This window comes from Methanooceanicella nereidis (genome assembly GCF_021023085.1).
Classification (GTDB): Archaea; Halobacteriota; Methanocellia; order Methanocellales; family Methanocellaceae; genus Methanooceanicella; species Methanooceanicella nereidis.
Genome location: NZ_PGCK01000002.1, coordinates 184634 through 199706, shown reverse-complemented (window position 1 = coordinate 199706; position 15073 = coordinate 184634). Strand labels below are relative to the sequence as shown.

Sequence of the window (15073 nt, the reverse complement as noted above, 5' to 3'; positions counted from 1 at the left end):
ATCGTGTTAGACCGTAGAGAATTAAGTAAGGCGTATTTTACTCGAAAAAAGATAGCACAGCATCACATTGATTCATTTAACGTGTTTTTGGACCAGGGCCTTCAAAAAGTGATTGGCGAACAGGCTTACATTGAGACTGACATCGAGGATGTGGAGCGCAATATCGAGCCGGTCAAGGTTAAGCTCGGCAAGATCCGTGTCGGTAACCCTGTCGTCAGAGAGGCCGACGGTTCCGTCGAGCCTTTATACCCCACAGAGGCGAGGCTCAGGAATATCACCTACGCGGCCGAGATATTCCTTGAAATGAGCATCGTGAGGGGAGAAGTGGAAGAAGAGCCGATCGAAGTGAACATCGGACAGATGCCCATAATGATCGGATGCAATAAGTGTAACCTCTCAAAGCTCAGCCCGGAGGAATGGGTCAAGTTCGGAGAAGACCCGGTGGACCCCGGAGGATATTTTGTCATAAACGGTACGGAGCGTGTAATCATGACGCTCGAAGACCTCGCGCCGAACAAGATCATGGTCGAATACGACGACCGTTACGGTGACCAGATAGAGGTCGCAAAGGTATTCTCGCAGCGCCGTGGGTACAGGGCTCTCGTCATAGTGGAAAGGGGAAGAAAATCCATCCTTGAGGTCTCGTTCCCGTCCATTTCCGGCAGGCTGAACCTCGTGACGCTCATGAGGGCGCTCGGGCTTGAGACTGACCAGGAGATAGTCTCCGCAGTATCGGATGACCCGGAGATACAGAAGTTCATGCTGGAGAACCTTGACGAGGCAGAGGCTGACACCACCGAGTCCGCGATGGAGAAGATCGGAAAGCGTGTCGCTGCAGGGCAGGCCAAGGACTACCAGAAGAAGCGCGCTCACTATGTGATCGACAGGTACTTACTCCCGCACCTTAATCCGGAAGACTTCGAACGCATCTCGGATGACGATGAGAGGCTTAAGGAGTCGCGCATCAACAAGTCATACTTCCTGGGAAGAATGGCGGAAGCATGCTGTGAGCTGGCTTTAAGAAGAAGGTCCCCGGATGATAAGGACCACTATGCCAACAAGAGGCTTAAGCTCGCAGGCGACCTTATGGAAGACCTTTTCAGGGTATCCTTCAACAGGCTTACCCGCGACATCAAGTATCAGCTTGAAAGGGCTAACATGAGGAACAGGGAGCTTTACATGATCACGGCCGTGAGGGCAGACGTGCTTACGGAAAGGCTCGTCCACCCGCTTGCCACCGGTAACTGGGTCGGAGGCAGGACCGGCGTATCACAGTTACTCGACCGTATCGACTACATGGCGATGTTATCACATCTGAGACGTGTCATATCGCCGCTGTCGCGCGCTCAGCCGCACTTCGAGGCGAGAGACCTTCACGCGACACAGTGGGGCCGCATTTGCCCGTCGGAGACCCCGGAAGGGCCGAACTGCGGTCTGGTGAAGAACTTCGCGATGTCTGTGGAGCTTTCCACCGGCATTGAGAATGAGGAAGCTATAAAGAAGATAATGCTTGAAGCCGGTGTACAGCCTCTCAGGAGGGGTTTAATTGAATAAGGCGAGAGTGTTCGTTAACGGAGCCCTGGTAGGTACCCATGAAAACCCGATGGAGCTCGTCGAAAGTATTAGGGAGAAGAGAAGGCAGGGTATGGTCTCTATCCAGATCAATATCGCATATCATAAGCTCACCAACGAAGTCATTATCAATACTGACATGGGAAGAGCAAGGCGACCGCTTATCATCGTAAAGGATGGCAAGCCTTTTATCACGTCGGAAGACATCGATCAGTTAAGGCGCGGCGAGATCCAGTTCGAGGACATGGTCAAGCGCGGTTTTATAGAATATATCGACTCAGAAGAGGAAGAGAACACTTTTATCGCTATAGACGAAGCCCAGCTTACGAAAGAGCACACTCACCTGGAACTTGACCCTTCGCTTATACTGGGCATAGCAGCCGGCATGATACCGTACCCGGAACACAACGCGTCACCGAGAGTTACGATGGGCGCAGGCATGGTAAAGCAGTGTCTCGGAATGAGCAGCGCCAACATGAAGCTGAGGCCGGACACAAGAGGCCACTTCCTCCACTACCCGCAGCGCGCGATTGTCAATTCGCAGACCGCAGAGCAGGTCAACTTCAACGAGAGGCCTGCGGGACAAAACTTCGTCGTGGCAGTATTATCGTACGAGGGCTATAACATAGAAGATGCGCTCGTCTTCAACAAAGGGTCCATCGACCGCGGTCTGGGAAGGTCACACTTCTACAGGACCACCGAGGGCGAAGAGCGCAGGTACCCCGGCGGCCAGGAAGACACTTTTGAGGTCCCCGACGCAGAGGTCAGAGGTGCCAGGGAAGGAGAGTACTATTCAATGCTGGACGATGACGGCCTTGTGAACCCCGAGACCGTGGTCGGGCCTAACGACGTGCTTATAGGCAAGACCAGCCCGCCCAGATTCCTCGAAGAGCCTACCGACCTCGGAGGCATCACCCCGATGAAGCGCCGCGAGACATCGGTCACCATGAGAAGTAACGAGAAGGGTATCGTAGACACTGTCATACTTACAGAGACACAGAACGGCAGCAGGCTTGCGAAAGTCCGCACAAGGGACGAGCGTATACCCGAACTGGGAGACAAGTTCGCGTCGAGGCACGGACAGAAAGGGGTCATCGGCCTTATCGCTTACCCGGAAGATATGCCATTCACAGAATCCGGTCTGGTGCCTGACCTTGTCATCAACCCGCACGCTATCCCGTCGCGTATGACGATCGGGCACGTCCTGGAGACCATAGGCGGAAAGATCGGCAGCCTCGAAGGCAGGTTCGTCGACGGAACCGCTTTCAACAACGAGTCCGAGGATGACCTCAGGGCAGAACTTAAGAAGTTCGGCTTCTCGCACACAGGCAAAGAGGTATTCTATGACGGCATGACAGGCGAACGCATAAAAGCGGACATATTCGTAGGAGTGATCCTTTACCAGAAACTGTACCACATGGTATCGTCCAAGATGCACGCAAGGTCGAGAGGCCCTGTCCAGGTGTTGACAAGGCAGCCGACCGAAGGCCGTGCCAGGGAAGGCGGTCTGAGGTTCGGTGAAATGGAACGTGATGTCATGATAGGTCACGGAGCTGCGATGGCGCTCAAAGAAAGGCTGCTTGACGAGTCGGACAAGGTGTTCGAGTACGTCTGCAACGAGTGCGGCATGGTAGCGACCGAGGATAAGAAGAGAAAGATGATCTACTGCCCGAACTGCGGTGCAGAGACTAACATATACAAGGTAGAGATGAGCTACGCGTTCAAATTATTATTAGACGAGATGAAAGCTCTCGGGATAGCGCCGAGACTCGAGCTGGAGGACGCTGTATAGGAGGCAATTACTATGACAAGTCCGAAGAGAATTAAGAAAATAAGGTTCGGTCTCTTATCGCCGGCCGAGATCAGGAAGATGAGCGTAACGAAGGTCATAACGGCAGACACTTATGACGATGACGGTTATCCGATAGACATGGGACTGATGGACCCGAGGCTGGGAGTCATCGACCCCGGTCTAAGGTGCAGGTCATGCGCCGGCCGTCCGGGAGAATGCCCGGGACACTTTGGCCACATTGAGCTCGCTGCCCCCGTCATACACGTCGGTTTCGCAAGGCTTATACGCAAGATACTGAGGACGACCTGCAGGAAATGCGGCAGGCTTCTTCTCGATGACAAGGCCAAGGCTGATTATATCAGGCAAATATATACTGCCAGGCAGAACGGCCAGCCGATAGACGAGATCGTTAAGAATGTCTTTAAGGATGCAAAGGCAGGCACATGCCCCTATTGCGGCGAAGAGCAGAAAGAGATCAAGTTCGAGAAGCCGACCGGCTACATAGAGGACGGCCACAAGTTAATGCCGACCGATGTCAGGGACCGCCTCGAGATGATCCCCGACGAGGACATAGTTGTATTCGGCATGGACCCGAAGAACGCCAGGCCCGAGTGGATGGTTCTGACAGTACTTCCCGTACCGCCAGTCACAGTAAGACCGTCGATCACGCTCGAAAGCGGACAGAGGTCTGAAGATGACCTTACCCACAAGCTTGTAGATATCATACGCATCAACCAGAGATTCCAGGAGAACCGCGACGCGGGAGCCCCTCAGCTTATCATAGAGGACCTCTGGGAATTATTACAGTACCATGTCACCACGTACATGGATAACGCCGTATCCGGCGTCCCGCCCGCACGCCACAGGAGCGGCAGGCCTCTTAAGACCTTATCCCAGCGTCTGAAAGGTAAGGAAGGCAGGTTCAGAGGCTCGCTGTCCGGTAAGCGTGTCAACTTCAGCGCACGTACCGTAATATCTCCCGACCCCAACCTTAGCATTAACCAGGTAGGAGTGCCGGAAAGGATCGCCAAAGAAATGACCGTCCCCGTGACAGTTACACCGTTCAACATTGAATCTGTCAGGGAATACGTGAGGCGCGGCTCCGAAAGGCATCCGGGCGCTAACTACGTAAAGAGGGCGGACGGCCGCAGGCTTAAGGTCACCGATAAGAACTGCGAAGAGCTCGCCGAGCAGCTGGAAGTCGGATGGAAGGTCGACAGGCAGCTTAAGGAAGGCGACATTGTGCTGTTCAACCGTCAGCCGTCGCTTCACAGGATGAGTATCATGGGGCATTTCGTCAGGGTCATGCCGCATAAGACATTCAGGCTTAACCCGGCAGTCTGCGCACCATATAACGCGGACTTTGACGGTGACGAAATGAACCTTCACGTCCCGCAGACAATGGAGGCGCTGGCCGAGGCAAGGATCCTCATGCTTGTGCAGGAGAACATCCTGTCACCCAGGTTCGGAGGACCTATCATCGGCGGACTTCACGACCACGTATCCGGTATCTTCCTTTTGACCAAGGGTTACCGCCGCTTCAACGAGTATGAAGCGATGGACATTCTCAGGAAAACCGGCGTGAAGGACCTACCAGAGCCGGCAATAGTTGAGGACGGCCAGCAGTACTGGACCGGCAAGCAGATGTTCAGCCAGATTCTGCCCAAGAACCTTAACATGAACTATAAGGCTAAGATCTGTGAAAACTGCGAAGCGTGCAAGCAGGAAGAATGTGAGCGCGACGCCTACGTCGTAATAAAGGACGGAGATCTGAAATGCGGCACTATAGATGAGAAGGCGGTCGGTGCGTTCAGCGGTAAGATCGTCGACAGGATAGTCAAGTCCTATGATGCGGCCACCGCCAAACAGTTCATTGACGACGTCACAAAGCTCGCGATACGCTCCATAATGAAGTTCGGCTTCTCGTTCGGCATAAGCGACACAGACATACCGCGCGAGTCCAAGGCACAGATCAACGATATCATACTTAATTCCGAGAAACAGGTCCGCAAGCTTATCGAAGCTTACGATGCCGGAGAGCTTGAAGCTTTACCGGGCAGGACATTAAAAGAGACGCTCGAAATGAGGATAATGCAGGAGCTCGCAAAGGCAAGAGACGGCGCAGGCAGCATCGCAGGAAAATTCCTTGGCTCGCAGGGAGACAACTCCGCGGTCATAATGGCACGTTCCGGAGCGAGAGGCAGCTTCCTTAACCTTACGCAGGTCGCAGGCTCAGTAGGCCAGCAGTCGGTCAGAGGAGAGCGTATCATGAGAGGCTATGGCGACAGGACACTTCCGCATTTCCAGGCAGGAGACCTCGGGGCCGACGCAAGAGGCTTCGTAGAGTCGTCGTATAAGAAAGGCCTGAACCCGACCGAGTTCTTCTTCCACGCGATGGGAGGAAGAGAAGGTCTCGTCGATACTGCGGTCCGTACTTCACAGTCCGGTTACCTCCAGAGAAGGCTCGTTAACGCGCTTCAGGACCTTGAGGTCAAGCATGACGGCACGGTCCGTGAGACAAGGGGAGTCATCGTCCAGTTCCAGTACGGAGAGGACGGAGTCGACCCGATGAAGAGCGACTATGGAGAAGGCGTTAACGTCCAGCGTATAGTCGACAGCGTCGTTAAGGGCGGTGATTAAGATGAGCATATCGGAAGCTACGATAGAGGCCGAATTATTAAAAGTCGACTTACCATACAAGATAGTTGAGGACTTGAAGTCCAGTCTTAAAGGCGTAAAGCTGACAAAGAAGCAGCTAGAGGAGATAATAGAGAGGACCAGGGATGCCTACGGGCACGCTCGTGTCGAGAACTGTGAGGCGGTCGGCATGGTCGCAGCACAGAGCATAGGCGAGCCGGGTACGCAGATGACGATGCGTACTTTCCACTATGCGGGTGTGGCAGAGATCGATGTTACTCTCGGTCTGCCAAGACTTATCGAGATCGTGGACGCAAGGCGCGAACCGTCAACCCCCATGATGTCCGTACATCTCCTGCCTGAAGTATCGGGCAACAGGGACCAGGTTAAAAAACTGGGCTGGGAACTTGAAGAGACCACCGTATCTGACATCAGCTCGGTCTCGACTAACCTGGCCGACATGACAATCATCATCGACGTCAATGAAAAACAGGTCATGCACAGGAACATAACCATCGAGGATATTATCGAAAAGATAACTGACCATACAGGGCACAACGTCACAGCGGATGGCAACCGTTTAGTCATTCACCCCGATGAGCCTTCGTATCGTGATCTTCTGCAACTGGTAGAACAGATCAAATCGATACTTTTAAAAGGCATAAAGGGTATTACACGTGTCGTCATTCGTAAAGAGGATGCTGAGTATGTTATATATACTCAGGGTTCAGTCCTGAAGAAGGTCATTCAACTTGATGGTGTAGACCCGGGCAGGACTACGACAAACAATATAAACGAGATCGCCGAAGTACTTGGCATCGAAGCCGCGAGAAACGCGATAATTAACGAGGCCTTAAGTACGCTTTCCGAGCAGGGTCTTACCGTTGACATCAGGCATATCATGCTAGTCTCAGATATGATGACGCTCGACGGAGAGGTCAAGCAGATAGGCAGGCACGGCATTTCGGGTGAGAAAGCAAGTGTGCTTTCAAGGGCCGCTTTCGAAGTTACCGTGAACCACCTGCTGGATGCGGCGGTCGCGGGAGAAGTCGATGAGCTCACCGGTGTCACAGAGAACGTCATAGTAGGACAGCCGATACAGCTTGGCACCGGGGACGTTGAACTGATCGCGGTTAACACTAAGAAGAGAGGATAAATATGGAAATAGATTTGGACAAGTCACTGAGAAGCGTAATAAGGACTGGGAAGGTCCTTGTCGGGACCAAACAGGCCATAAAAGCAAGCAAGCGCGGAGTAGCGAAACTTGTCATAGTGGCCTCTAATTGTCCGCCGAGTGTGAAAAAGCAAATTACAGAAGCAAATGTTCCGATGTATGAATATCCGGGGATGAGCGTAGACCTTGGACCAACGTGTGGTAAGCCATTCATAGTGTCTGCGGTCACAGTCCTTGAATCAGGGGACTCGGACATCATGGCGTTAGCCAGGGGTGTAAAGGGTGCCTGATGTTACCTTCACAACCGAGACGATGCAATACATCGCGCTTTTCGAATCACTTACTGGAGCGCATGCTAAGGACTGTTTGGTCCTTGACGACGAGGACAGCCGCATAATATTTGTTGTTAAAAGCGGCGACATGGGCTTAGCTATCGGTAAAAACGGTAACAACATCAACAGGGTAAAGAAACAGATCGGACGGAACGTCGAAGTGATCGAGTACAACGACGATCCGAAAGAGTTCATTAAGAATTTGTTCCAGCCCGCCGCTATCAAGAATGTCGTTATAGCGACAAAAGGCGAAAGGCAATTTGCATTAGTCGATGTCGCCTCTAAGGACAAAGGTATCGCGATAGGAAAGAACGGCAGGAACATAAACAAGGTGAAATCACTCGCACAGAGACATCTGAAAATTGATGATGTCATCATAAATCAAAAATAAGATATTAAGGAGTTGAATGAATGGGATATGGAAAATTTGCTGCTCGTAAACTCACTCAGGTAAGGAAAGATTACAGGTGGGCCGACAGAAACTACGCCAGGCGTGCATTAAGGCTTGATGAAAAGTCTGACCCGTTAGAGGGAGCACCGCAGGCAAAGGGTATTGTACTTGAGAAGATAGGTGTAGAGGCAAAACAGCCGAACTCAGCTATCCGTAAGTGCATAAGGATACAGCTCATAAAGAACGGCAGGCAGGTAACTGCATTCTGTCCGGGTGACGGAGCTATCAATTTCATCGATGAACATGATGAAGTCACCATCGAAGGTATCGGTGGACGCATGGGCGGTTCATATGGTGATATCCCTGGAGTAAGGTTCAGGGTTTGTAAGGTTAACGGCGTTTCGCTGGATGAGATGGTAAAGGGCAAGAGAGACAAGCCTTTAAGATAAGGTGAGACTATGGCAGACTTATTATTATTCGGAAAATATGACATGTCGGAGGTTACGATCAAGGACCTCAGCATAAAGAGATACATTAACTTAAAGCCTGTAGTAGTGCCTCATACCGGTGGAAAATCCGCTGCAAGACAGTTCAACAAGGCAGAGATCCCAATAGTCGAGAGGCTAATGAACAAGATGATGCGCAACGAGTTCAACACCGGTGAAAAGAACACCTGTTACAGGATCGTGCGCGACGCGTTCGAGATAATTCACAAGAAGACCGGTCAGAACCCTGTACAGATCCTTGTCGACGCTATCGAGAACGCAGGCCCGAGAGAGGAGACCGTCAGGTTAAAGTATGGTGGTATTAACGTCCCCAAGGCAGTCGATACCGCTCCGATGAGAAGGGTAGACCAGGCTTTAATGTTCATATCGCTTGGCGCCGAGAAGGCGGCTTTCAAGAGCAAGAAGTCGGTCGAGTCCGCTCTGGCAGAAGAGCTTATGGCAGCGGCCAGAGGGGATGTAAAGAGCTTCTCCGTAGGCAAGAAAGATGAAAGAGAAAGGGTAGCCAAGGCAGCAAGATAAGGCCTGGTTTAAATTTTTTAACAGAGAGGATTTGAGATGGCGACAAGAGGAAAAAAGATGGTCGAGAGGGTCAAGTTCCTTATGGACAAGCCTGACAGGATCAGGAACATAGGTATATGCGCCCATATCGACCACGGAAAAACTACCTTATCCGATAACCTGCTTGCCGGTTCCGGTATGATCTCCATGGATCTTGCAGGTAAGCAGTTGTTCATGGACTTCGATGAGGAAGAGCAGGCCCGTGGTATCACTATCAACGCAGCGAACGTCTCAATGGTCCACGAGGTCGGGGGAGAAGAGTATCTCATCAACCTTATCGACACTCCGGGACACGTAGACTTCGGCGGTGACGTTACCCGTGCGATGAGAGCGGTGGATGGCGCAGTAGTGGTAGTCGACGCAGTCGAAGGTACCATGCCGCAGACCGAGACCGTTTTAAGGCAGGCGTTAAGAGAGAACGTTAAGCCTATCCTTTTCATAAACAAGGTCGACAGGCTTATCAACGAGCTTAAGATCGACAAGAAAGAAATGCCGATCAGGCTCGGTAAGGTAATCGATCACGTGAACAAGCTCGTCAAGGGCATGGCACCAAAGCAGTACGAGACCTGGAAGCTCGACGCGGCCCAGGGTACCGTAGTATTCGGCTCTGCTTTATACAAGTGGGCAGTTTCGATACCCTCGATGAAGAGGACTGGTGTAGGCTTTAACGAGGTTTACGATTACTGTAAAGAAGGGAACATGAAGGAACTTTCCACCAAGTCCCCGCTTCACTCAGCGCTGCTCGATGCTGTGGTACACCACTTACCGACGCCTGTGGAAGCCCAGAAGGTCCGTATACCGGTCATCTGGAAGGGCGACAAGGAGTCACCTGTAGGAAAAGATCTCATGACCTGTAACCCGAATAACAATATCGTATTCATGGTCACAAAGATCCTTACCGACCCGCATGCAGGCGAGGTCGCAGTAGGCAGGCTGTTCGCAGGCACTCTCGAAAGGGGCCAGGAATTATTCGTGACGGGCACAGCAAACACCAACAGAGTGCAGTCCGTTGCAGTATCCATGGGCGCCGAGAGGATGGAGGTCGAAAAGATCCCCTCAGGTAACATCGCTGCGGTAACAGGTCTCAGGGACGCTATCGTGGGCTCTACCGGATCCACTCTCAGGGAAATGACCCCGTTCGAGGCAATAAAGCACGTATCGGAACCTGTCATGACCGTGGCAGTAGAGGCCAAGAACATGAAAGACCTTCCGAAGCTCGTAGAGGCATTAAGGCAGGTCGCAAAGGAAGACCCGACGGTCAAGGTAGAGATCAACGAGGAGACTGGCGAGCACCTGATATCCGGTATGGGCGAGCTTCACCTTGAGGTCGTCACCAAGTCCAGGATCACCAGGGACAGGGGCATAGACGTCCTTACTTCCCCGCCAATAGTCGTATACCGTGAGACCGTATCCGGCACTGCAGGCCCGGTCGAAGGTAAGTCGCCGAACAAGCACAACAGGTTCTATATTATCATTGAACCGTTGCCGCAGAACATCGTCGACGCTATCAAGAACGGTGACTTCTCAATGAACATGATGGAGCTTGAGAGGCGTAAAACGCTCGAGGAGCTCGGCATGGAAAAGGATGAGGCAAAGGGAGTTACCCATGTATACGGCACTAACATGCTCATCGATGTGACCAAGGGTATCCAGTACCTTAAGGAGACAATGGAGCTTATCATCGAGGGTATGGAAGAGGCGCTCAAGAACGGTCCACTCGCAAGAGAGCCGGCACAGGGTATCAAGATAAAGCTCATCGATGTCAAGCTTCACGAAGATGCAGTGCACAGAGGCCCCGCACAGGTAATACCTGCAGTGCGTTCCGCTATACAGGGCGGCGTGCTTATGGCCGGAGCTACATTACTCGAACCCGTCCAGAAAGTATTCATCAGTGTCCCGCAGAACCACATGGGCAACGCGGTGCGTGAGATACAGGGAAGACGCGGTACTATCCTCGACATTAAGTCTGAAGGCGACATGTCGATCATAGAGGGCTCCGCACCTGTCGCAGAACTGTTCGGTTTCGCAGGCGACATACGCGGCGCAACAGAAGGCCGTGCGATGTGGAACATCGAGTTCCAGGGTTTCGAAGCATTACCGACAAACCTGCAGAACGAGATAGTATTGAACATCCGCAAGAGGAAGGGACTTAAGGTCGAGATTCCAAGACCGAGCGACTACCTCGAGTGATGATAATAGACGAAAGGTATAAAAAGAACAAATGCCTTTACGATTGCAAGTAAAATTACATTCAATAAACTTTGAGATTGATTGGAGGATATTACTATGGCAGCAGAAAAGCCACACATGAATTTAGCAGTCATCGGACACATTGACCACGGCAAGTCCACCCTTGTCGGAAGGTTATTGTTCGAGACCGGTGCCGTACCGGCACACATTATCGAGCAGTACAGGAAGGAAGCAGAATCCAAGGGTAAGGGATCCTTCGAGTTCGCATGGGTCATGGACTCATTAAAGGAAGAAAGAGAGAGAGGTATCACCATCGATATCGCTCACAGAAGGTTCGACACCGATAAGTTCTACTTCACCGTAGTGGACTGCCCCGGTCACAGGGACTTCGTCAAGAACATGATCACCGGCGCATCCCAGGCAGACGCAGCTATTCTCGTAGTAGCAGCACCAGATGGTGTAATGCAGCAGACCAGGGAGCACGTGTTCCTTTCCAGGACTCTCGGTATCACACAGCTTATCGTCGCAGTCAACAAGATGGACGCAGCAAAGTACGACCAGAAGAGGTACGAAGAGGTCAAGACCGAGGTTGGCAACATCCTTAAGATGGTAGGATTCAAGCCGGACGCAATACCGTTCATACCGACCTCCGCGTTCATGGGCGACAACATTTCAAAGCACTCCGAGAACACCAAGTGGTACAACGGCGTTACCATCCTCGAGGCGCTCAACAACCTTAAGGATCCAGAAAAGCCCACCCAGTTACCCCTGCGTGTACCCATCCAGGATGTATACACCATCTCTGGTATCGGTGTAGTGCCCGTAGGCCGTGTCGAGACCGGTGTCATGAAGAAGGGCGACAAGGTCATCTTCAGGCCGGGCAACGACGGTGTCGGAGCAACCGGTGAGATCAAGTCTATCGAGATGCACCACGAAGAGATATCTCAGGCTCTTCCGGGTGACAACATCGGCTTCAACGTCAGAGGCGTCGACAAGAACGCAATAAGGCGTGGAGACGTATGCGGCCACGTAGACAAGCAGCCGACCGTCGCAGAGGAGTTCAAGGCACAGATAGTTGTGCTCCAGCACCCGTCCGCGATCACCGCAGGATACACTCCTGTATTCCACTGCCACACCGCACAGGTAGCTTGCACCCTGACCGAGATCATGGCCAAGCTTGATCCGAAGACCGGCGGTGTAAAGGAGCAGAACCCGGCATTCATCAAGACTGGTGACGCTGCTATCGTAATGGTCAGACCGACCAGACCGATGGTCATTGAGAAGGTCAAGGAGATCCCGCAGCTCGGTAGGTTCGCCATACGTGATATGGGTCAGACCATCGCTGCCGGTGTCGTAATGGACATTAAGGCAAGATAAGCGTATAGAAGAAAAGATGGCATAATTGCCATCTTTATTTAATTATTATCATCAGGTGACATACAATGGCAAATCAGAAGGCAAGAATAAGGTTATCCGGCACCAGCCCGACAAAGCTGGATGACGTCTGCGGCCAGGTCAAGAAGATCGCCGAAAAGACCGGCGTCAGCATATCCGGTCCGGTACCACTCCCGACTAAGAGGTTAGTGGTCCCAACAAGGAAGAGCCCGAGCGGCGAAGGTACTGCAACATGGGAACACTGGGAAATGCGTGTACACAAGAGACTTATTGACATTGATGCAGATGAGCGTGCGTTAAGGCAGCTAATGCGCATACAGGTACCCAAGGACATAAACATAGAGATCGTCCTTAAAGGCTAAAAACAAAACAAAAAAAGGTATTCCTATTAATTAGGAAACCTTCTCAACCCCTTGTTGGAATCGGGTAGGGATATTTTGCCCTACACTAACCTGTTTTTATAAATTTTTAAATGCTGATAACCTAATTATCGAGTTCTACGACATCATCGCAGAAAACAGCTACCTGGGAAAAGAAGTCTTCAAGTTTTGCCGATTTGAATGCGACGAAAATGCCATTGACCTTCATTATCCTGAACCTTGCCGACAGGTAATGTAAAAATTTCAATACAGTATTATTATCGTTATAGATGAGAAGAGTCGTTATCGAGTCGATCAGCACGAAAAATCTTTGGTCATCTTTCATCTTCTTCATGGTCACGCTTAATAATATCCCCAATTCTGTCAGGTCATTTATGTGGTTCATGAAATAGCGGTTATCGCTGTTTGCGGTATTGCCTGATACTGTCTTTGTAAGCGCATCGATGAATATTATGTTTCCAGTATCAATGCCAGCAGTTTCCAGCTCTTCTATGATCCTGTCCGATGGCCTGTTAATTCCTACATATATGCCCTTCATTTTATTGTCGTTTACAAGATGATCAAGCATTTTAATGCAATCATTATTCATTATCGCAGCATCGGACATTGTAAGATAAATGCCATTATCCTGTATTTGATAAATATTTGAAATATCCTTATCATAGATGAAATCTTTAGCCATTTTATCTGCTTTACATGCCATATTAATCTCTTATATGTTTAATTTTTCTTTTTTGTTGTTTTTAATTCATGTCATAATATTTTTTATAGTATTTTTAGTTATATTTCATTATATTAAAATAAAGCTTATGATTAAACGAGATCCATTTTTTTAAAAATTTTATGTTTATGTCTTAATTTAAGATAGTTCTTCAGCATATTACGCCGTTCATGGCTACTTTTTCTATGTTCACAAAAAACCTGTAATACAATAGCGCCGCTATGAAATATACCACGCACGTGATGATATATGGTAACGTATAATTTGAATTTGCCATCATAACACCGCTGAGATATGTGCTTATAGCCAAAAATATGTTCCAGCCCATGGACGTCAGGCTGTTCACTGTCGCCCTCTGTTTATCGCTTACTATCTCCATGTTAAAGCTGTTTATGGCCGGGTTCGCCATATTCATCAAGGTCATTCGCATTATGTACGCAAAAGCTGCCATGTAAATATTCGCGGTCAAGGCGATTATGATCAAAAACGGTATTGAGAACAATTCAGTCAATGCTATCGTCTTTACCTTCCCGAACTTTTCGGTGAGATATGGCAATATGATCAATGCTGCTATCATCGTCAGCTGGGCTGCGGAGAATATTATCCCTATCTGATCTGCCTCTGCAGACAGGACTTTATGGAAATATACGTTGAAGAACGGGACTATCATGCCTGCCCCTATACCGATAAGGCTGTTTATTAGCACTAGCCTCTGTACGTTCCTGGATTTAAGCACGGAGCTGAGGACTTTAAAGCGCTCTGCCTTTACTGTCTTCATCCGCTCCGTTTCGTTGATATATAAAACCGGGATAAGGGTCATCATTACCGCTGCAAGGGAAAGATATAATGTGAACCTGTACGGCATGATGTCCATAATGTCCGTACCTATGGCTGCGGAGATAAGGCCCGGCATGATGCCGCCTATAAGATTTCCGGCTATCATGGCTATCATCAATATCACCGAGTTTATCGAGAACAGGTACATTCGGTTTTCACGCGTAGAATTCTCGGCCATGAACGGCGCTCCTGCGACTACGGAGAACGACATGGCGACTCCGTAGAACACGCTCATGATAAGCAATACTTCCTGCGTGGCCATAGTATACAGGAAGACCATAGAAAAAGCCAGTATCAAGCTCGATACCAGCAGCGTGTTCTTCTTACCTATGTTATCGCATATCATTGCCGCTGGTATCGCGAAAAGCCCTGTGGATATGGAAATGATGGACAGCATCAATCCTAACAGATCTTCACGATATCCAAGCTTCAGTATATACAGATTAAATATGACTCCGTATATTCCCGTATTCAAAGACAGGAAAAATGTGTATAATAAAAATTTGTGCGCGTTGGGATTGAAGTGTTTGATCCTCGCGATATAGCCGCTGAAGGCCGTGTTAAAGGTCACGAATATGCATCTCTATT

Annotated in this window: 13 protein-coding genes; 11 read left to right on the top strand and 2 right to left on the bottom strand. The window is 50.2% G+C overall.

Annotation, left to right across the window (positions count from 1 at the left end):
* Positions 1–3: 3 nt before the first annotated feature.
* The 11 genes from CUJ83_RS03195 (at position 4) to rpsJ (ending at position 12909) form a co-directional block, all read left to right on the top strand.
* Entirely contained in the window at positions 4–1554 is a 1551-nt protein-coding gene (locus tag CUJ83_RS03195; protein ID WP_230740546.1) for a DNA-directed RNA polymerase subunit B'', read from the top strand.
* Positions 1547–3364: a DNA-directed RNA polymerase subunit B gene (gene rpoB, locus CUJ83_RS03190; protein WP_230740544.1), complete on the top strand. Its 1818-nt coding sequence runs from the start codon at positions 1547–1549 to the stop codon at positions 3362–3364. Before CUJ83_RS03195 ends, rpoB begins: the two co-directional genes overlap by 8 nt.
* Positions 3365–3376: 12 nt before the next feature.
* Complete coding sequence (locus tag CUJ83_RS03185; protein ID WP_230740542.1) at positions 3377–6004, top strand: DNA-directed RNA polymerase subunit A'; 2628 nt, start codon at positions 3377–3379, stop codon at positions 6002–6004.
* 1 nt (position 6005) lies between these two features.
* Positions 6006–7157, top strand: coding sequence for a DNA-directed RNA polymerase subunit A'' (gene rpoA2, locus CUJ83_RS03180; RefSeq protein ID WP_230740540.1), 1152 nt, complete (start codon positions 6006–6008; stop codon positions 7155–7157).
* Positions 7158–7159: 2 nt separating this feature from the next.
* The gene (locus CUJ83_RS03175; protein ID WP_230740538.1) at positions 7160–7465 is read left to right on the top strand and encodes a 50S ribosomal protein L30e; all 306 of its coding nucleotides are present in this window, start codon (positions 7160–7162) and stop codon (positions 7463–7465) included.
* Positions 7458–7898 carry a NusA-like transcription termination signal-binding factor gene (locus tag CUJ83_RS03170; RefSeq protein WP_230740536.1) on the top strand — a complete coding sequence of 147 codons (441 nt, stop codon included), beginning with the start codon at positions 7458–7460 and terminating at the stop codon, positions 7896–7898. Before CUJ83_RS03175 ends, CUJ83_RS03170 begins: the two co-directional genes overlap by 8 nt.
* Before the next feature lie 20 nt (positions 7899–7918).
* The gene (locus CUJ83_RS03165; RefSeq protein ID WP_230740534.1) at positions 7919–8347 is read left to right on the top strand and encodes a 30S ribosomal protein S12; all 429 of its coding nucleotides are present in this window, start codon (positions 7919–7921) and stop codon (positions 8345–8347) included.
* A gap of 9 nt (positions 8348–8356) precedes the next feature.
* Positions 8357–8923, top strand: coding sequence for a 30S ribosomal protein S7 (locus CUJ83_RS03160; RefSeq protein WP_230740532.1), 567 nt, complete (start codon positions 8357–8359; stop codon positions 8921–8923).
* 36 nt (positions 8924–8959) lie between these two features.
* Complete coding sequence (locus tag CUJ83_RS03155) at positions 8960–11152, top strand: elongation factor EF-2 (RefSeq protein ID WP_230740530.1); 2193 nt, start codon at positions 8960–8962, stop codon at positions 11150–11152.
* A gap of 96 nt (positions 11153–11248) precedes the next feature.
* Positions 11249–12529: a translation elongation factor EF-1 subunit alpha gene (tuf, locus tag CUJ83_RS03150; RefSeq protein WP_230740528.1), complete on the top strand. Its 1281-nt coding sequence runs from the start codon at positions 11249–11251 to the stop codon at positions 12527–12529.
* 65 nt (positions 12530–12594) lie between these two features.
* Positions 12595–12909, top strand: coding sequence for a 30S ribosomal protein S10 (gene rpsJ / locus CUJ83_RS03145; protein ID WP_230740526.1), 315 nt, complete (start codon positions 12595–12597; stop codon positions 12907–12909).
* A 121-nt stretch (positions 12910–13030) separates the two neighbouring features.
* Here rpsJ and CUJ83_RS03140 read toward each other — a convergent pair whose 3' ends face one another.
* Positions 13031–13630, bottom strand: coding sequence for a DUF7504 family protein (locus tag CUJ83_RS03140; RefSeq protein WP_230740525.1), 600 nt, complete (start codon positions 13628–13630; stop codon positions 13031–13033).
* A 169-nt stretch (positions 13631–13799) separates the two neighbouring features.
* Positions 13800–15056, bottom strand: coding sequence for an MFS transporter (locus CUJ83_RS03135; RefSeq protein ID WP_230740523.1), 1257 nt, complete (start codon positions 15054–15056; stop codon positions 13800–13802).
* Positions 15057–15073: the final 17 nt, after the last annotated feature.